This window comes from Rhodococcus sp. P-2 (assembly GCF_016598535.1).
GTDB lineage: Bacteria > Actinomycetota > Actinomycetes > Mycobacteriales > Mycobacteriaceae > Rhodococcus_F > Rhodococcus_F baikonurensis.
The window spans coordinates 4,218,937-4,236,707 of sequence record NZ_CP066779.1; the positions used below are offsets into that span (position 1 = coordinate 4,218,937).

A 17,771-nucleotide genomic window follows, 5' to 3' on the forward strand; every position below is an offset into this window, starting at 1 on the left:
TTGCCCGCTCGTCAACCCTTTGTTTCGGCAGTGTTACGCGTCGCAGCATCCTGGGGATTTCCGAAGTCCATGTGACCGGCCACACAGTTAAAACCCGGCAAATCTGGACTACGGTGCTGCGACGCCTATCCTGGACAGCATGGCACGTATCACCGGAACTTGGCTCTCTGGGCCACAAGCAGCTTTGCCGAAGAGCGCGGACGGCCGTGAGCAGTCGTACCGTGGCGAGCTCCTCGGTTTCCCTCAGGAGGGTCCGGGTTCGCTGGTCGGTTCGGGCCGTCGTATTGCGGCACTGTTGGTGGATTGGGTGATGGCCGTGGGAGTGGCCTCGCTCATCACCGGTGACTTCTTCGACGGCATGACCTCGACGGTCACGCTGATGGTGTGGTTCGCCGTCGGTGTCGTCACCGTGGCGCTGTTCAACTTCACCCCGGGGCAGTTCGTCCTCGGACTTCAGGTCGCGCGAATCGAAGGCCCGATCCGAGTGGGCTTCCTGCGCGCGTTGGGACGTCAGGCGCTGCTGGTGTTCGTCATTCCCGCGACCATCACCGACATCGACGGTCGCGGTATGCAGGATCGCGCGACCGGCACTTTGCTCGTGAAGTCGCGCTGACACAAACTTCTCGAACGAAGAAAGACCCGGGTCCGTATGGGCCCGGGTCTTTCGTTTTGCTGTGGGGGAGTGTCAGCGACGACGAATGGTTCGCTGCATTCCCTTCATCTTCGCGCCTCCGGGCATCGGGCCCTTGGGAAGCGCTGCTCCGCCGCCGCGTGCGCTCAGCGCAGCGAGGCGACCTTCGATGTTGTCCATACGCTTTGTGTCGATGTTGCGAGGCAGCTTGTTCAGGTAACGCTGAAGCTGCGAGAGCGGAACTTGGCCCTCGTCGTTGCCGATGATGATGTCGTAGATCGGGGTGTCGCCGATGAGGCGAGCGGTCTTCTTCTTCTCCTGAGCGAGGAGGCCCTTGACGCGTTGCGGCGAACCCTCGGCGACGAGGATGACACCCGGCCGTCCGACGACGCGGTGAACGGCGTCGAGTTGGGTGGTGCCGGCGACGGCGTTCGTGACGCGCCACGCGCCCTGCATGTTGTCGAGGGCCCACGCAGCGGCACCGGCCTGACCTTCAGCTTTCTTGTACACCGATTTCTGGACGCGGCGACCGAAGATGATGAAGGCACCGAGGAGACCGAGAACGATGCCGATCGGCAGCAGGAACCACTGAAGGCCCCAGATGAGACCGACCAGGAAGAAGACCAGAGCCGCACCGACGAGGGTGCCGATCATCAGCGGCAGGAGGAGCTTGTCGTCCTTGCGCTGCATCTGGAATGCCTGCCAGAGCTGAGTTCTACGTTCCTTGGAAGCCTGCTTGCGGGCAGCCTTCGCTGCAGCCTTTGCCTCTTTGGTGGGTTTGCCCTTACCGGATTTGCTGCCGTTCGCCATGTACCCAGGATACGTCCATTGCTGTGCGCCTTTACTAACCGCCCGCGGTTAATAAAGGCGCACAGCAAAAAGTGGATCAGCGATTCAGGCGCGCCATGAGCGAGCTGGCTTCCTGGGAGGCGTCTCCGCCCTCGGTGAGATGACGCTGCGCTTCGGGAAGTTCACGGCCGTGATGTGCCATGGCCTGCGCATACAGGCGCCCGGCGCGGTACGACGAGCGAACCAACGGGCCGGCCATGACGCCGGCGAAGCCCATCTCTTCTGCAGCCTTGGAGTGTGCGACGAACTCCTCGGGCTTGACCCACCGCTCGACGGGGTGGTGCCGGGGCGAGGGGCGCAGGTACTGGGTGATGGTGAGGATGTCGCAACCGGCGGCGTGGAGATCTGCCATCGCCTCGGTGACCTCTTCAGGGGTTTCGCCCATACCGAGGATCAGGTTGGACTTGGTGACCAGTCCGTAGTCGCGCGCTGCGGTGATGACGTCGAGGCTGCGCTGGTACCGGAAGGCCGGACGGATCCGCTTGAAGATACGGGGGACGGTCTCGAGGTTGTGTGCGAGCACCTCGGGGCGTGAGGCGAAGACCTCGTCGAGCAGTTCGGGCTTGCCGTTGAAGTCCGGAACCAGGTTCTCGACGCCGGTGCCCGGGTTGAGTTCGTGAATCTTGCGGACGGTCTCGGCGTAGAGCCAGGCGCCGCCGTCGGGGAGGTCGTCGCGGGCGACGCCGGTGATCGTGGAGTACCGAAGTCCCATGGCCTGAACGCTTTCGGCGACGCGACGGGGCTCGTCGCGGTCGAGGGCTTCGGGCTTGCCGGTGTCGATCTGGCAGAAGTCGCAGCGGCGTGTGCACTGCTCGCCGCCGATCAGGAAGGTGGCTTCGCGGTCTTCCCAGCATTCGTAGATGTTGGGGCAGCCTGCTTCCTCGCAGACGGTGTGCAAACCTTCACGCTTGACCAGGCCCTTGAGCTCCGTGTACTCGGGGCCCATCTTTGCGCGGGTCTTGATCCAGTTGGGTTTGCGTTCGATGGGCGTCTCCGCGTTTCGGATCTCGAGACGGAGCAGCTTACGTCCTTCTGGGGCGATAGTCACGACAGTGATCCTACGCCCGGTGATTACTGCAACGGGGTTCGGGCGAGCCCGTCAGCTGTACTGAACGGTAGTAAAAGTCGGAGTAGGCGAGGCGCTTTCGTAGGTGACGCGCTCGACGTTCCGTTCGGTGACGGGCATGGTTCCGTCGAGAGCAGCGATCACTGCCTCGGTCACGGCGGGAGTGACTTCGTCCACGGTGACGTCGCGACCGAGTTCCTGCGACAGCGTTGTCACCCCGGCGTCACGGATGCCGCAGGGAATGATGTTGTCGAATCCGGTCAGGACCGAGTTGCAGTTCAGGGCGAAGCCGTGCAGTGCCACGCCCCGTTGGACGCGCACGCCGATGGCAGACACCTTGCGCTCGGGCTTCCATTGTCCGTTTGCAGTGTCGGCAGGCAGCCAGACGCCGGAGCGGCCGTCGATGCGCCCGCAGTTCAGGCCGAGGTTCGTGCACACGGTGATCAGTGCTTCTTCGATGCGTCGGACATATCGCACCACGTCGATGGGCTCGGCCAGTTTCACGATCGGATATCCGACCAGCTGGCCGGGGCCGTGCCAGGTGATCTTCCCGCCGCGGTCGACATCGATGACAGGTGTGCCGTCGACGGGACGATCTTCGGGTTCCGTGCGTCGTCCTGCCGTGTACACCGGCGGGTGTTCGAGGAGCAGTAGCGTGTCCGGTCCGATGTCGTCTGCCCGCGCTTCCGCGAGCTCACGCTGGCGGTCCCACGCGGCGTTGTAGTCGATCAAACCGAGTTGCTCGACGGCGATCGGCAGTTTCGAGAACCGGGCGGAAACGGCAGCGCTGCTCATGGACGTAGAGATTACGCCCGACTTCGGAATCATCCGAGTGCGGCCGCCAGCGCTTCGCCGATCGTGTTGTGGCGGAAGGAGAATCCCGCCTTTTCCAAAGCCGCGGGAATGGCTCGCTGGCCACCGAGGATGCCGCTCCTGGCGAATTCTCCGATCAACGCTTCGAGAGCGAACCCGGGAACGATCCAGGGAGCCGGTCGGTGGACCGCACGGGACATGGCGTCATTGAACTGGGCGTTGGTGACAGGGGCCGGACCAGTCAGGTTGACGGGACCGGAGAGTTCGGAATTCGTGAGCGCGAACTTGATCGCGTCGCACTCGTCCTCGAGTGAGATCCACGGAAAGTACTGGCGACCGTTGCCCAGTCGTCCGCCGAGACCGAACGAATAGATGCGTCGAAGCCGACCGAGCATGCCGCCGTGGGGTGAAATCACGACGCCCGAGCGCAGATTGACCACGCGGGCTCCCGCCTTGCGCGCGGGCTCGGTGGCAAGTTCCCAATCGCGACACGTCGTGGCGAGGAAGTCGGTACCTGCCGGCGAATCCTCGTCGACGATGTTGTCGCCGGTGTCGCCGTAATAGCCGACGGCGCTTGCGTTGGCGAGTACGGGAACCTTCTGACTTGCGACAGCTTCGGCCAGGACATCGGTCGCGACGATGCGGCTGTCACGAATCGCTTGCTTGTAGGAACCCGACCACCGTTTGTCGCCGATGCCGACGCCGCAGAGGTTCACGACGGCGTCAGCGCCTTGCAAGACGGAGAGGTCCAGACGGTCGTGGTCCGGGTCCCAACGCGATTCGTCGGGGCCGGCGGTCGACCGTCGCACCAGACGTACGACGTCGTGGTTGTCGGAGCGCAACGATGACACCAAGGCCGTTCCGATCAAACCGGACGAGCCGGCGATGACTACTCGCATTCGGAAAGCCTCCTTCGATTCAGCCTGCTTCGATATCCGAACGTATATATCCGACCGTACTGAAAAAGCCGGGGCGCCACCTCCTGATGGAGATGACGCCCCGGCCGGCCGAGCAGATGCTTACAAGCCCAGATCAGCTTCGAACGAGGCTTCTTCCAACCGCTGCTTCACAGTGGTGAGGAATCGGCCCGCGTCGGCACCGTCGACGAGACGGTGATCGTAGGTGAGCGGCAAGTAGATCATCGAGCGAACGCCGATGGACTCGTTGCCGTTCTCGTCGGTGACCACCATCGGACGCTTGACAATGGCGCCGGTTCCGAGCATGGCCGCCTGCGGCGGTACCAGGATCGGGGTGTCGAACAGCGCGCCCTGGCTGCCGATGTTGGTGATGGTGAAGGTTCCACCCGAGAGCTCGTCCGGCTTCAGGCCACCCGAGCGTGCACGCTTCGCGATGTCGGCGATGGCGCGGGCCAAGCCGGCAAGGCCGAGATCGCCGGCGTTGTGGATGACGGGGGAGAGCAAGCCCTGATCGGTGTCCACTGCGATGCCGAGGTGCTCAGCGTCGTAGTAGGTGATCTGCTTGGCAGCCTCGTCGTAGCTGGCGTTGATGTTCGGGTGCGACTTCAGCGCCTCGACGACTGCCTTGGCGAAGAACGGAAGGAACGTCAGGTTGACGCCTTCGCGCTCGATGAAGCCGGCCTTGGCGCGGGCCCGCAGGGCGACGATCTTGGTGACGTCCACCTCGAAGGTCTGCGTGAGCTGAGCGGTGTTCTGCAGCGACTCACGTGTCTTGGTGGCCGTGATCTGCCGAATGCGGTTGGCCTTCTGCGTGGTTCCGCGCAGGTGTGCCAGTTCCGGTCGGACGCCTGCGGCTGCGGTGGCCGCAGGTGCGGCCGCGGGTGCTGCAGCAGCAGGAGCAGCGGCGGCGGGAGCCTTCTTGGCCTCCGCAGCGGCGAGCACGTCCTGCTTGCGGATGCGGCCGCCGACGCCGGTGCCGGTGACGGTCGCGAGGTCGACGCCGTTGTCCGTCGCGAGCTTGCGCACGAGCGGGGTGACGTACGGGCTGCTGTCGCCGGAAGCTGCGGGGGCAGCTGCCGGTGCGGGAGCTGCAGCAGGCTTCGGAGCGGGTGCAGCCGGTGCGGCAGCAGGCTTGGGTGCTTCGGCCTTGGGTGCTTCGGCCTTGGGTGCTTCAGCCTTGGGTGCTTCAGCCTTGGGCGCCGGCGGTGCGGCCGGTGCAGCGGGAGCAGCCTTGGGCGCCGGAGCCGCGGCGGGTGCGCCGGATCCGACGACGGCCAGCTGGCCACCGATTTCGACGGTGTCGTCTTCCTGCGCATTGATCTCGAGCAGGATTCCGGCGACGGGAGACGGAATCTCGGTGTCGACCTTGTCGGTCGAGACTTCGAGCAGCGCCTCGTCGACGGCAACTTCGTCGCCGACGGCCTTGAGCCAGCGGGTGACGGTGCCTTCGGTGACGGACTCGCCGAGGGCGGGCATCGTCACGGCGGTGCCTTCAGCGGAACCACCGGAAGCAGCGGGTGCCTCGGCAGCGGGAGCTTCTTCGGCGGGTGCCTCGGCAGCCGGGGCTTCCTCGGCGGGAGCTTCTTCTGCGGCGGGAGCGGGTGCCTCTGCCTCGGGTGCTGCGGCTTCGCCGGCTTCACCGATCTGGGCGAGCTCGCCACCGATTTCCACGGTGTCGTCTTCCTGCGCGACGATCTTGGTCAGGACGCCGGCGACGGGAGACGGAATCTCGGTGTCGACCTTGTCCGTGGAGACTTCGAGCAAGGGTTCGTCGACTTCGACCGTGTCTCCTTCCTGCTTGAGCCACCGTGTGACAGTTCCCTCGGTGACGCTCTCACCTAGGGCTGGCATCTGGACGGAGAAGGCCATGTCTTTTGACTCCTCGACAGTTGTGTTCGGGTTGTTGAATTTTTGTCGACTTGTGGTCGTAATGCATTGTGCTCGAGTGGCGCGCGACGTGCGGCTACTTGTAGCTATTTTGCCGATGTCGACGCGCGGGCGCGGCGTCACCGTCGTTCATCTTTCCATTGATACGCCGGGCGTGTCCGATGAGGGGGATGCCGTCCGTTTCGGGTGTGTCGGCTACTGGCGAGTAGGTATGCGTCGGGGGTCCGACTGTAACGTCGTAAGCGGACCAAACGGTATGTCGTGCGCAGGCACAACGGACATCGCCTGGCAAACTTGACATATCGCCGGGGTGCATCCGCGGCGTCGGTACCGAGGAGGGTACGACCGTGGGACTGTTCGATCGTTTCAAGCGTCCGCCGAGTGCGGCTCAGGCCGCAGCGCAGAGTGATGCGGATCATCTGGCGAATTGGGCGCACTCGCACGAAGGCGTAGAGGCGTACGTGGAACCTCAGACGACGGTGACCGAGGTGACCGTCGTGCTCGTCGCGAAGGACGGGGAGTGGACTCGTCGCCGAGTCGGCGGCGAGCGCGGTGCCCGCAAATTGGGACAGGACTTGAAGATCCCGGTCTACGACGTCCGCAAAACGGGATATCCGCAGCGTATGCGCGATCACGACGAGCGTAAGCGCATCGAGCGCAAGCGTGCTCGCGAGCAGGAATTGCGCGACGGCGCCTGAACTGCTGTGCGCCTTTATTAACCGCGGGGGGTTGATAAAGGCGCACAGCAGGTGGTCAGCCGTTGACCGCGATGTCCTCCAGGACCGAGATCATGGTGCGAACCGGAACGCCGGTACCGCCCTTGCCGGTGTAACCCCACGGCCCTGACGTGTTGTACGCCGGACCTGCGACGTCGATGTGCGCCCACTGGACACCCTCGGGAACGAATTCCTTGAGGTAGTGAGCTGCGACCAGCATGCCGCCCCAGCGGTGCGGGGTGACGTTGGCCATGTCGGCGACCTTGGAGTCGAGATCTCCGCGCAGTTCTTCGGGCAGGGGCATGGCCCAGCCGTTCTCGCCGACGCTCTGCGAGATGGAGGCGACACGGTCACGGAACTCGTCCGTGCCCATGACGCCGGGGGTGCGGTTGCCGAGCGCGACCATCTGCGCACCGGTCAGGGTGGCGGTGTCGATCATGTAGTCGGGGTTGTCCTCACCCGCGCGGACCATCGCGTCGGCAAGAATCAAACGGCCCTCGGCGTCGGTGTTGACGACCTCGATGGTGATTCCGCCGTACTGGGTCAGCACGTCGCCGGGACGCTGCGCGGTCGCGGACGGCATGTTCTCGGCCATCGGAACGTATGCGACGACGTTGACGGGCAGGCCGAGCTTTGCGGCAAGCACGACGGTGGAGATGACGGCTGCGGCGCCGCCCATGTCCGAAGTCATGTTCTCCATACCGGCGGCAGGCTTGATGGAGATTCCGCCGGTGTCGAAGGTGATGCCCTTACCCACCAGCGCGACCTTGCGGGCGCCACGCTTCTTCGACGCGTATTCGAGGCGGACGAGACGAGGCTGGCGTGACGAGCCCTTGCCGACGCCGATGATTCCGCCGTAGCCACCCTTCTCGAGTGCTTTCTCGTCGAGAACCTGGACGGTGAGCCCGGCTTCGACGCCCAGTGCCTTCGCGCGAGCGGCGAACTCGGCGGGGTAGAGGTGGCTGGGGGGAGTGTTGACGAACTCGCGTGCGGTGGCGACGGCTTCGGCGATGGCAGCCGACCGTGCCAGCGTTGCCTTGGTCTCCTTCGTGCGCGGCGAGGGCACCAGGAGTTCGACGCGAGCGAGTGGCTGCGAATCAGGCCCGGGAGCCGTCATCGAGGACTTGAATTCGGTGAAGCTGTACGCGCCCAACGCAAATCCCTCGGCAGCGGCACCGAGGTCGAGGATCGAGAGCGTGGTTGCGACGGTGTCGATGCCGGACAGCGAGCGAGCTGCAGCGCCGGCGGACTTGCGGATCTGCTCACTGCCGAGCCTGTCGGCGGAGCCGAGTCCGACGGCGAGGACGCTGGTGACCGACAGCGCGCTCGGTGCCGGGACGCGAGTGAGCTGCTCGGGCTTGCCGGTGGCGCCGACGGCGATGAGGCTGTCGAGGATCTCGGCAAGCACGTCCTCGTCGACGATGCCTTCGCTGAGTGCGATTTCGGGGCCGTCCGGACCCGACGTCAGGCCGACGACCAATATCTCTGCGCGCTTGGCGACTGTGCCGGCGAGAACGAGGTCGGGTCCCAACGATCGGGCTGTGCGAGTGCTCAAGGTGTCTCCTGTGAGGTGAGTGTGCGATGCGTCCGGTTCTGGCGGATGCCTGAGTCGATGTTAGGCCCTTTGCAGTTTGCGGACGGGCGATCGTCTCGGCCGGGTGAGCTCTCGCTGCGGACATGTTTCGATCGGCGAAGTCCGATAGGTTGTGGGCCATGACCGACGAACAACTGTTGCAGGGCCCGATCCACCCCGTCCACGTCGAACTCGGTGCGACGTTCGCGCCGTTCGGGGGGTGGCAGATGCCGGTTTCCTACGCCGGCGTCGTGGCCGAACACACCTCTGTGCGTGAGAATGTCGGACTCTTCGACGTCAGTCACCTCGGCAAGGCCGTCGTGCGTGGCGCGGGCGCCGCAGAATTCGTGAACTCCGCACTGACCAACGATCTGAACAAGATCGGGCCGGGCAAGGCTCAGTACACGTTGTGCTGCAACGAGTCCGGTGGCGTCATCGACGACCTCATCGCGTACTACGTCAGCGACGACGAGATCTTCCTCGTCCCGAATGCTGCCAATACCGCGGACGTCGTTGCGGCGCTGGTCGCTGTGGCACCGGACGGAATCACCGTCGAGGATCAGCATCGTGCCTACGGTGTGCTTGCTGTTCAGGGTCCGAAATCGGTGGCTGTTCTGATGGCGCTGGGACTGCCCACCGAGATCGAGTACATGGCGTACGAAGATGCGGAATGGAACGGCGTGCCCGTGCGTGTGTGCCGCAGCGGTTACACCGGTGAGGTCGGCTACGAACTCCTGCCGCGGTGGGAGGACAGCGAGCCGTTGTTCCGCGCGCTTGTCGAGGCAGTGCGCGCCGAGGGTGGGCAGGCCGCCGGACTCGGCGCCCGTGACACTCTTCGTACCGAGATGGGTTATCCGCTGCACGGGCATGAGCTTTCGCTCGAGATTTCTCCGCTCGAAGCGCGCTGCGGATGGGCGATCGGTTGGAAGAAGCCGACATTCTGGGGCAAAGAGACCTTGACCGACGAGAAGGCTGCCGGCCCGGCTCGCAAACTCTGGGGGATCAAGGCTCTCGATCGCGGTGTGCTGCGGGCCGGCCTCGGTGTTCTGCGTGACGGCGAGGCAATCGGCGAGACCACCTCGGGAACGTTTTCACCGTCCCTCAAAGTGGGAATTGCGTTGGCGCTCCTGGATTCCGGAGCCAATGTCGCGGCCGGTGACGAGATCGAAGTCGACGTCCGTGGTCGCGCTCTTCGGTGCGTCGTGGTCTCTCCTCCGTTCGTGGAGACCAACACCAAGTAGAGAGCTTTTTCACGTTCGATAGGATTGCGCCCATGACAGGTGCCGCCGATTTCGTTCGTGTTCAGAGCTCGTCCCCGAAGTCCGACGCCGAGCGCCGCGACATTTTGGCGGCGCCCGGCTTCGGGCGGCACTTCACCGACCACATGGTCTCGATCGACTACACCGCGGGCAAGGGCTGGCACGACGCCCAGGTGTTGCCGTACGGAAACATCGAGCTCGATCCAGCCGCAATGGTTTTGCACTACGGACAGGCCATCTTCGAGGGCCTCAAGGCATACCGCCAGCCGGGTGGCGAGATCAGCTCGTTCCGCGTCGAGGCCAACGCCGAGCGTTTCGCAGCATCTGCGCGCCGTCTCGCCATGCCCGAACTGCCGGCGCAGATGTTCATCGATTCCATCACCGAACTGATCGACGTCGATCTCGACTGGGTTCCCGCTGCCGGCGGCGAGGACGCGCTCTACCTCCGTCCGTTCATGTTCTCCACCGAAGCCGGACTCGGCGTCCGTCCCGCCGACGAGTACCGCTACCTGCTGATCGCCTCGCCCGCCGGGGCGTACTTCCCGCGTGGGGTGAAGCCGGTCAGTGTGTGGCTGTCCACCGAATACGTTCGCGCAGCCCCCGGCGGGACCGGCGCAGCCAAGTTCGCAGGCAACTACGCCGCTTCGCTCCTCGCCCAGGCGCAAGCTGCCGACGAGGGTTGCGACCAGGTGGTCTGGCTCGACGCGATCGAGCGCACGTACGTCGAGGAAATGGGTGGAATGAACCTGTTCTTCGTCTTCGGTTCCGGTCCCGACGCTCGCCTCGTGACGCCGTCGCTGTCCGGTTCGTTGCTGCCCGGCATCACGCGCAACTCGCTGCTCGCCCTCGCTGCCGATTCCGGCTTTGCCGTCGAAGAGCGCAAGATCAGCACCGACGAATGGCGGACCAAGTGCAAGAGCGGAGAAATCACCGAGGTCTTCGCTTGTGGCACAGCAGCAGTCATCACCCCCGTCGGACGCGTGAAGTCCGCCGAGGGTGAGTTCACCATCGCCGACGGCGAGCCGGGTGAAGTGACGATGGCACTGCGCGACACCCTCACGGGTATTCAGCGCGGCACCTTCGCCGACACTCACGGCTGGATGACCAAGCTTCACTGATCGCTGGTTCGTTCCGCGAGCAATCGCTCGCGGAAGAACAGCAGAATCTCGTCTCGAGCGACGGTGGTGGGCGACCCTGCCTCGTCGACGAGATGAGCCGTCACCACGCTGTGTGGATTGGCGATGACGTGTTCGAAGAACGGTGACGTTGTCGCGTTGGCCGCTTCGTCGGGGAGCACCGTCCCGACGAAGCGCTCGCCCAAGGCCTTCGAGTAGGCCGCGAATCGTTGTGCGCGGCAGAACGGGTCACCTTGAAAGCGGTATGCCAGCACCGTGAGGTCTTCGGCCTCGAGTCTGGAGCGCACGGCTTCGAGTTCTTCTGGCCCGCTGTCGGTTTCGTCCGGTCGATCGAGCGGTAACGACGGTTGGGCGAGAACCGGTGCAACGACCGAAGGTTCTAGCATCATCGACAACGCGAAGTTACCGGTGAAGCACATCCCGATCACGCCGACGCCAGGGCCTCCGCATTCCGCATGGGCCGAAGCGGCGAGTGAACGCAGCCAACGGACCGCCGGGCTCGGTTCGTCGGCAGCGAGGGCGCGAAACTCCGCACTGACGCAGGCCCTCTTGAATACCGTCAGACCCTCGTCCACTGTGGGGACTGCTCCGTCGCGGCCGAACAGTGACGGAACAAAGACAGTGAAGCCGGCGTCGCGCACCCAGCGGGCGAATCGTGCAACATGCGGGCTGATGCCTGGCATTTCCGGCATGACGATTACTGCGGGACCGGTGCCGGCCACGTACACGGACTTCGACACTGCGCCGATCGTGATCGTTCGACGGTCGAAGTCTTCGAGTGGATCATCTTTTGTCATACTTCGGTTCGGCACGATGAGCCCTCCCAAGTAGTCGAAGTAATTCCTCTGCACAGTCTTTCGGTGCGGGATCAACTACAGAAGAGGGCGGTTCGCCACGTTTTCGGGCGGGCTCGCCACGCAAGGCCTATCCGGCGCCGCCGTTGCGGAATCGCTTTCGATAGTCGGCCGGGCTGATGCCGACGCGGTCGGTGAACAGGCGACGGAAGGTTCCAGGATCCTGATAGCCGATGTGCCTCAGGATCTTTCCGAGAGACCAGTCGGTCGATTCCAACAACCGTTTCGCTTTTCGGATCCGTGCACGCTGCAGATAACTGCGCGGCGATTCCCCGGTCTCGTCCTTGAACTTCCGAAGCATGGTTCGGGTGCTGAGGTGAAAAGCATCCGACAGCAGATCCAAGTCGTATGGCTCCGCGATCCGTTCGACCAACCAACTTCCGACGTCGTCGGCGAACTGTGTGTGATTGACGGGCAGCATCGAGTCGACGATGTACGGAGATTGACTGGTTCGATTTTCCGGCGCCAGAGTGATTCTTGCAGTCGTTCGCGCAATCTTGTCGCCGAGAAGCTCGCGCACGAGTGCTGTTGCGAGGTCGAGCGCGGCAGTGAACGCCGCAGTGGTGGTGACGCCGTCGTCCTGGACGATCAACGAGTCGGTTCGAACCGTCGCACCGGGGTACCGACTCGCGAGGTCGGTACCGTACAGCCACGACGTCGTACATCGGCGTCCGTCGAGCAGTCCGGCCTCACCCAGGAGATACGCGCCGACGCAGACCGACGACACCCGAACGCCGCGAGCCTCGCTGGCACGGATGAACTCGATTTCTCTGTCCCACAGGGACAAACGCGTCGCGGGGTCTTCGGACGGTACGAGCTCGAACCCTGGCACCACCAGGTGATCGAAGTCGTGATGCCACTCCTGTGCGCCGATCGAAAATCCGCCTGCCGCAACGACGGACGTGCCGGACGCCGAGATGACCGATACCGCGAAGGGGTCCGTGGACGCTCCGTCAGCGACGCGATTGGCGATCAGGAGAAGGTCGGTGAGAACGAAGATCTCGGCCGCCAGGCAACCTTCGTACGCAAGGACTCCGACTCGCACGACGTCGGATCACAGTCCGAGAGTGAGGCCGACGGCCGTCAGCGTCACCGTGAGTTCGAGCGCGAATCCGAGAACATCTCCGTTGAGTCCGCCGAATCTGCGGACGCAGTGACGCACGCACAGCACACTGACCAGCAGCGCCGACGCGGTCACGAGAGGGCCGAGCCACCACCGGTCGGTGGCAAAGGCAGAAGCGGCGATCAGCGGAACCGACCATACGATTGCGACCCACAGCGGTTGCGAATTGGCGACGAGCGCACCGAATCCGCTCGGGCTCGACGCGAGAATGCCTCGGCGGCAGGCGAACACGACGGCCACACGACCCGCGGCGACAGATACGAGCACCGCGATCCACTGCGTGGGGGAGTCGGCAACAGCGAGGACGCCGAAGGAGACCGATTGCAGCCCGAGGAAGATGAACAGTGCCGCGACCCCGAACGGTCCGGCACCGCCGCTGTGCATGACCTCGCGGGCGCGCTCCGGGGGACCGTAACAACCCAGTCCGTCGACGGAGTCTGCCAGTCCGTCCACGTGCATCCCGCGGGTACCGAGAGCGAGCGCACCTACCGTCAGCAAGCCTGCGAGATAGGGATTCAGGCCGATACTTGTTGTGCCCCAGAGGACAAACGCCGCGGCAATGCCGAGAGCGATTCCGGTGAGCGGAGCTGCCGCGATGGCGCGACGACCGGCCGTGCGATCGATGTCGGAGGGGCCGCGAACCGGAAGAACCGTCAGCCACGAGAATGCGAGCGGCACTCCGGACAGCGGGCCCGCCACGCTCACTCCGCCGTATCGGTCTTGGTCAGGTCGATCGACTCGGATTCGTCGGCAGGTGCGCTGCCCTGAGTGCTGACACCGGCTTCGGAGAATGTCGCCATCTTGCTCAGGATTGCCACGGCGCCCTGAAGAATCGGGAGCGCAGTCACTGCACCTGAACCCTCGCCGAGTCGCATGTCGAACTCGACGATCGGGTCGAGACCCATTCGCGTCAATGCGATGGTGTGTGCGGGTTCGGTGGAGCGATGCCCGGCAACCCACCATTCACGTGCGCCGAAAGCCAACTCGTCGGCGACCATGGCGGCTGCGGTGACGACAACACCGTCGAGGATCACCGGTGTACGACGCGAAGCTGCCTGGGCCAGGAAGCCGGCCATTGCAGCGAGGTCCGCACCCGAAGACGTGCGCAGCAGCGCGACTGTGTCGCGAACGTGCGGACGGGCGCGCCGGAGAGCGTCGCGAATTGCGGCGGTCTTGCGGATCCAGCTGGCGTCGTCGATACCGGTACCTCGACCCACGACCGCGACAGGTTCGCTGTCCGTGAGGGCGGCGATGAGTACGGTGGCGGGCGTCGTGTTGCCGATGCCCATGTCACCGGCGATGAGAAGATCTGCGCCCCCGTCGATTTCCTCGTCCGCGATCGCTCGGCCGGCGGCGATGGCCTGGAGTGTTTCCTCGTTCGACATGGCGTCTTCGCGGTCGATGGACCCGGAAGATCTGCGTACCTTGTGGTTCGAGACGGACGGATCGGTATCGCCGTCCACTGCGATGTCGACGACGCGAACAGTGGCGCCGGCAACCTCGGCGAGGACGTTGACTGCCGCGCCGCCCCCGAGGAAGTTCGCGACCATCTGTGCGGTCACTTCCGGGGGATAGGCGGAGACACCGTTGCGGGCGATTCCGTGATCGCCGGCGAAGACGACGACGCGAGGCCGGGTGAAAGCATGTGGGGGACAAACACCTTGGCAGGCTGATGCCCAACCGGCGAGTGCCTCCAATCGGCCCAACGAGCCGGCCGGCTTGGTCAGATCACGCTGTCGTGCGTCGGCCTGCGCGCGCACGTCACGGTCGGGTGGGGTGACGGGTTCGAAGTCGGCGCTACTGACAGGAGCGACGTCAGGGTTGGCATCTGGACTGGCCTCGGTACTCACATCGCGCCTTCCGGTTGTGCAGCAGTATCTTTCAAGATGAGCGGTAACCCCGCAACCACTAGTACGACACGATCGCACACCGCGGCGATACGAGCGTTGAGGGTGCCGATCTCGTCGCGGAACAATCGTCCCGACCGAGTCTCGGGGATGACGGCCAAACCCACTTCGGGGCTGACCAGCACCAGGGGACCGCGGTAGTTCTCGACGCTGGCGACAAGGCTGTCCGCCGCGGGAGTGATGGTGCCGCGCGGTGCGTCCCAGGCGCTCTGACGATCAAGTTCCGTGGTCAGCCACGTTCCCAGATCGTCGACCAACGTCGCTGTGTGTGAATCGCTTTCGAGTTGCGCCGCGAGGTCACCTGAGTCTGCGGTTTCGACCGTCGACCAATGAGAAGGCCGTCTGTTGCGGTGCTGGTCGATCCGGCTTTCCCAGTCTGCGTCGGAGACATCGCGTCTGGCTGTCGCCAGGTACCGGATCGGCACCGAACGCTCGGGTAATTGGCCTGCACAAACCAAATCCTCGGCGTGCGCGGACTTACCAGACCGCGCGCCGCCGAGGACCAAGGTTCTATACGTGTTCGTCACGCTCAGATTGCGTCGCCCGGCCCCACACGAGGCTTCGGTGCGCGCAGCTTACGGATCTGCGACGCGCGAACGAATGCGTACCAGCCGAGCTTGAATCCGCCGTCGGTGCTGTCGGGGAAGCGCTCGGCGACGCGGTTGTTGATCATGCGACCGAGCCAGATGCCTTCACCGACCATGAAGAGCATCATCACGAGCATTGCCAGCGTGACGATCTGCTGGAGCGCCGGCGTGACGAACATCGTCATGATGAGGATCAACGCGAGCGGCATGAACAGCCCGACGAGGTTGCGGCGAGCGTCGATGAAATCACGGACGTAGGCGCGAACCGGTCCCTTGTCGCGGGGGAGCAGGTACTTGTCCTCGCCGGCGAGCATGCGGGCGCGGCGGTCTGCCGACGAAGCGCGACGCTCGGCGGCTTCGGCCTTGCGGTCCTCCTTGGAGCCGCGGGTCGCCTTGCGGCGGGCGCGGGCTTCCTTCGCGGTCAGCGGGGCAGGAGCAACGGGGCCACGCCTCTTCGCCTCGGCGTCGCGACGCTTGGGTGTAGGGCGGCCCTTGCCCACCTGCTCGATGGGCGCCTCTTCGGAGGCCGAGGATGCCTCAGTGCCCTCGACGTCACGTTTGTCGGAGTTGTCTGAGTCACCGCGGCGTAGCAATTTCACACCTCCAGGCTATTGGATAAGTGCATGGTCTGGGAAACCGACCTCGGTCTTTCTGAAAAACTCGATCGCCCGAGACGTTGAAACGCGCGAGATCGTGAAACATCGGGGTCATTCGGGACTCTTAGACTTCGGTTATGCGGGTAATAGTTGCTCCGGATTCATTCGGCGAAACCCTGACTGCCGTCGCGGCGGCCGAGTCCATTTCTGCCGGTTGGCGGCGCGGTCGACCCGGCGACGACGTCGTCACCGCGCCACAATCCGACGGCGGACCGGGATTCGTCGACGTGTTGGCAACAGCCGGAGGGGCCGTCCGGTCCGCGCGGGTGTCCGGACCGTTGACCTCGAGCGTCGACGCGCAGTGGCTGTTCGATTCGGGCACGGCATACATCGAGTCCGCTCAGGCCGTCGGGCTCGGTCTACTCGAAGGACCGCCGACGCGCGAGAGTGCGCTCGCAGCGCACAGTCGCGGTGTCGGAGAACTGATCGCGCTCGCCCTCGATGCCGGCGTGAGGACGATTGTGGTCGGACTCGGCGGGAGTTGCTGCACGGATGGGGGACGTGGACTGGTGGAGGCGCTGGGCGGCTTGGAGGCGGCGACGGCGGCCACGGAGGGCGTTCGGTTGGTCGCAGCCACCGACGTCGAGCACGTTCTTCTCGGCGAGCATGGTGCGGCAGCGGTGTTCGGCCCGCAAAAAGGTGCCGACGCCGCGGCTGTTGCCGTTCTCGAAGCGCGGAATGCGACGTGGGCCGAGCAATTGGAGTCCGTCACCGGACAGCGAGTGTCGGAATTTCCGGGTGCCGGCGCCGCGGGTGGTATCGGTGCTGCGTTGTTCGCGCTCGGTGCACAGCGGCGATCCGGGGCCGACGTCGTCGCCGAGCGCACCGGGCAGGCAGCGCTATTGGCATCGGCTGACCTGGTGATCACTGGTGAAGGTAAGTTCGACCACCAATCTCTGCGAGGCAAACTCGTCACTGCGCTCGCGTCGGCCGGGGCGGCGCATAGCGTTCCGACGCTCGTCTTTGCCGGTCAGGTGACGCTCGACGAGACGGACTATGGGTCGACCTCGATAGCCGCGGCGAAATCGGTGACGGAGTTCGCCGGGTCGGTGGACCGTGCGATGAAGGAAGCGTCGGCGTGTCTCGAGGGACTCGCCGAACACACGGCACGCGAGTGGAACATCTGGCGTGGCGCCCCGAGCTGAGGATCCACGAGCGTCGACGCGCCGTTGCCGTGTCGGGAAGACCGGATAGGATGAAGACGAATCGCACCCGGTAAGGACTGGCGGGAATAAGTCGGCAGCGGCGTACCGTTGAAGCGTTCACGGGTTGGTACGAACATTAGGGAGAGCCCATGACTGTGCAGAACGAGACCGCCACCCACGGCGTCAAGATGACCGAGGCCGCATCCGCCAAGGCGAAGGCCCTCTTCGATCAGGAGGGGCGCGACGACCTCGCGCTGCGTATCGCAGTGCAGCCCGGCGGCTGTGCCGGACTGAAGTACCAGCTGTTCTTCGACGACCGCACACTCGACGGTGACCTCACCGTCGACTTCAACGGCGTCAACCTGGTTGTCGACCGGATGAGCGCGCCGTACGTCGAAGGTGCGTCCATCGACTTCCTCGACACCATCGAGCAGCAGGGCTTCTCGATCGACAACCCCAATGCAACAGGCTCTTGTGCCTGCGGTGACTCGTTCAACTGAGTCCGTCGATCACAACTCAATTCACGAACAACTGACGCGGAACCGACATTCGGTTTCGCGTCAGTTGTTTGTGGTGACTCGTACGTAGACCGTTCCGAACTGACGGCTCGGGCGCCGAAGACGGCGCTACGGGCGGTAACGTGAACTTTTGC

At 64.6% G+C, this 17,771-nt stretch carries 18 protein-coding genes; 6 read left to right on the top strand and 12 right to left on the bottom strand.

The window, feature by feature from the left end; all coding sequences use genetic code 11:
• The first annotated feature begins 139 nt into the window (after positions 1–139).
• Positions 140–613, top strand: a complete 474-nt coding sequence (locus I7X09_RS19985) for an RDD family protein (protein ID WP_124569331.1) — start codon at positions 140–142, stop codon at positions 611–613.
• A gap of 72 nt (positions 614–685) precedes the next feature.
• Here the strand turns inward: I7X09_RS19985 and I7X09_RS19990 are convergent, their stop codons facing one another.
• The 5 genes from I7X09_RS19990 to sucB form a co-directional block, all read right to left on the bottom strand.
• A complete protein-coding gene (locus I7X09_RS19990) occupies positions 686–1,441 on the bottom strand; it encodes a DUF4191 domain-containing protein (protein WP_003941625.1) in 756 nt (251 codons plus the stop codon).
• A 76-nt stretch (positions 1,442–1,517) separates the two neighbouring features.
• Positions 1,518–2,528 (bottom strand): lipoyl synthase, encoded by a 1,011-nt coding sequence (lipA, locus tag I7X09_RS19995; protein ID WP_003941610.1) that lies wholly within the window; start codon positions 2,526–2,528, stop codon positions 1,518–1,520.
• Between the two features lie 51 nt (positions 2,529–2,579).
• Complete coding sequence (gene lipB, locus I7X09_RS20000; RefSeq protein ID WP_200313362.1) at positions 2,580–3,341, bottom strand: lipoyl(octanoyl) transferase LipB; 762 nt, start codon at positions 3,339–3,341, stop codon at positions 2,580–2,582.
• Positions 3,342–3,370: 29 nt separating this feature from the next.
• The gene (locus tag I7X09_RS20005) at positions 3,371–4,258 is read right to left on the bottom strand and encodes a TIGR01777 family oxidoreductase (protein WP_200313363.1); all 888 of its coding nucleotides are present in this window, start codon (positions 4,256–4,258) and stop codon (positions 3,371–3,373) included.
• A gap of 120 nt (positions 4,259–4,378) precedes the next feature.
• Positions 4,379–6,145: a 2-oxoglutarate dehydrogenase, E2 component, dihydrolipoamide succinyltransferase gene (gene sucB / locus I7X09_RS20010; protein WP_200313364.1), complete on the bottom strand. Its 1,767-nt coding sequence runs from the start codon at positions 6,143–6,145 to the stop codon at positions 4,379–4,381.
• Positions 6,146–6,510: 365 nt separating this feature from the next.
• Between sucB and I7X09_RS20015 the strand changes: the two genes are divergently transcribed.
• The gene (locus I7X09_RS20015) at positions 6,511–6,861 is read left to right on the top strand and encodes a hypothetical protein (RefSeq protein ID WP_003941713.1); all 351 of its coding nucleotides are present in this window, start codon (positions 6,511–6,513) and stop codon (positions 6,859–6,861) included.
• A 55-nt stretch (positions 6,862–6,916) separates the two neighbouring features.
• Here the strand turns inward: I7X09_RS20015 and I7X09_RS20020 are convergent, their stop codons facing one another.
• Positions 6,917–8,434: a leucyl aminopeptidase gene (locus I7X09_RS20020; protein ID WP_095969848.1), complete on the bottom strand. Its 1,518-nt coding sequence runs from the start codon at positions 8,432–8,434 to the stop codon at positions 6,917–6,919.
• Between the two features lie 158 nt (positions 8,435–8,592).
• On the opposite strand from I7X09_RS20020, the gene gcvT reads away from it, so the two are divergent.
• Positions 8,593–9,693, top strand: a complete 1,101-nt coding sequence (gene gcvT / locus I7X09_RS20025) for a glycine cleavage system aminomethyltransferase GcvT (RefSeq protein WP_200313365.1) — start codon at positions 8,593–8,595, stop codon at positions 9,691–9,693.
• A gap of 32 nt (positions 9,694–9,725) precedes the next feature.
• Positions 9,726–10,829: a branched-chain amino acid aminotransferase gene (locus tag I7X09_RS20030; RefSeq protein ID WP_095969850.1), complete on the top strand. Its 1,104-nt coding sequence runs from the start codon at positions 9,726–9,728 to the stop codon at positions 10,827–10,829.
• Here the strand turns inward: I7X09_RS20030 and I7X09_RS20035 are convergent.
• The 6 genes from I7X09_RS20035 to I7X09_RS20060 all read right to left on the bottom strand — a co-directional run bounded on the left by I7X09_RS20035 (position 10,823) and on the right by I7X09_RS20060 (position 15,917).
• On the bottom strand, positions 10,823–11,644 hold the full coding sequence (locus I7X09_RS20035; RefSeq protein WP_200317944.1) for a dienelactone hydrolase family protein: 822 nt from the start codon (positions 11,642–11,644) through the stop codon (positions 10,823–10,825). The genes I7X09_RS20030 and I7X09_RS20035 overlap by 7 nt on opposite strands.
• A 127-nt stretch (positions 11,645–11,771) precedes the next feature.
• Positions 11,772–12,746, bottom strand: coding sequence for a GlxA family transcriptional regulator (locus I7X09_RS20040; RefSeq protein WP_200313366.1), 975 nt, complete (start codon positions 12,744–12,746; stop codon positions 11,772–11,774).
• A gap of 9 nt (positions 12,747–12,755) precedes the next feature.
• Positions 12,756–13,523 (bottom strand): adenosylcobinamide-GDP ribazoletransferase, encoded by a 768-nt coding sequence (locus I7X09_RS20045; RefSeq protein ID WP_234036641.1) that lies wholly within the window; start codon positions 13,521–13,523, stop codon positions 12,756–12,758.
• 2 nt (positions 13,524–13,525) lie between these two features.
• On the bottom strand, positions 13,526–14,674 hold the full coding sequence (gene cobT / locus I7X09_RS20050; protein ID WP_200313367.1) for a nicotinate-nucleotide--dimethylbenzimidazole phosphoribosyltransferase: 1,149 nt from the start codon (positions 14,672–14,674) through the stop codon (positions 13,526–13,528).
• Positions 14,671–15,258 carry a bifunctional adenosylcobinamide kinase/adenosylcobinamide-phosphate guanylyltransferase gene (gene cobU, locus I7X09_RS20055; protein WP_234036642.1) on the bottom strand — a complete coding sequence of 196 codons (588 nt, stop codon included), beginning with the start codon at positions 15,256–15,258 and terminating at the stop codon, positions 14,671–14,673. Before cobU ends, cobT begins: the two co-directional genes overlap by 4 nt.
• A 2-nt stretch (positions 15,259–15,260) precedes the next feature.
• Entirely contained in the window at positions 15,261–15,917 is a 657-nt protein-coding gene (locus tag I7X09_RS20060) for a DUF3043 domain-containing protein (protein ID WP_007730051.1), read from the bottom strand.
• Between the two features lie 134 nt (positions 15,918–16,051).
• Between I7X09_RS20060 and I7X09_RS20065 the strand changes: the two genes are divergently transcribed.
• Positions 16,052–17,119 carry a glycerate kinase family protein gene (locus I7X09_RS20065; RefSeq protein ID WP_200313368.1) on the top strand — a complete coding sequence of 356 codons (1,068 nt, stop codon included), beginning with the start codon at positions 16,052–16,054 and terminating at the stop codon, positions 17,117–17,119.
• A gap of 149 nt (positions 17,120–17,268) precedes the next feature.
• The gene (locus I7X09_RS20070; RefSeq protein WP_007730053.1) at positions 17,269–17,619 is read left to right on the top strand and encodes a HesB/IscA family protein; all 351 of its coding nucleotides are present in this window, start codon (positions 17,269–17,271) and stop codon (positions 17,617–17,619) included.
• Positions 17,620–17,771: the final 152 nt, after the last annotated feature.

Bases quoted from the DNA above. Each gene is read 5' to 3' on its own strand.
- sucB (WP_200313364.1), bottom strand. From the start codon at position 6,145: ATGGCCTTCTCCGTCCAGATGCCAGCCCTAGGTGAGAGCGTCACCGAG.
- I7X09_RS20035 (WP_200317944.1), bottom strand. From the start codon at position 11,644: ATGACAAAAGATGATCCACTCGAAGACTTCGACCGTCGAACGATCACG.
- gcvT (WP_200313365.1), top strand. From the start codon at position 8,593: ATGACCGACGAACAACTGTTGCAGGGCCCGATCCACCCCGTCCACGTC.
- I7X09_RS20005 (WP_200313363.1), bottom strand. From the start codon at position 4,258: ATGCGAGTAGTCATCGCCGGCTCGTCCGGTTTGATCGGAACGGCCTTG.
- I7X09_RS20070 (WP_007730053.1), top strand. From the start codon at position 17,269: ATGACTGTGCAGAACGAGACCGCCACCCACGGCGTCAAGATGACCGAG.
- lipB (WP_200313362.1), bottom strand. From the start codon at position 3,341: ATGAGCAGCGCTGCCGTTTCCGCCCGGTTCTCGAAACTGCCGATCGCC.
- I7X09_RS19990 (WP_003941625.1), bottom strand. From the start codon at position 1,441: ATGGCGAACGGCAGCAAATCCGGTAAGGGCAAACCCACCAAAGAGGCA.
- I7X09_RS20065 (WP_200313368.1), top strand. From the start codon at position 16,052: ATGCGGGTAATAGTTGCTCCGGATTCATTCGGCGAAACCCTGACTGCC.
- I7X09_RS19985 (WP_124569331.1), top strand. From the start codon at position 140: ATGGCACGTATCACCGGAACTTGGCTCTCTGGGCCACAAGCAGCTTTG.
- I7X09_RS20030 (WP_095969850.1), top strand. From the start codon at position 9,726: ATGACAGGTGCCGCCGATTTCGTTCGTGTTCAGAGCTCGTCCCCGAAG.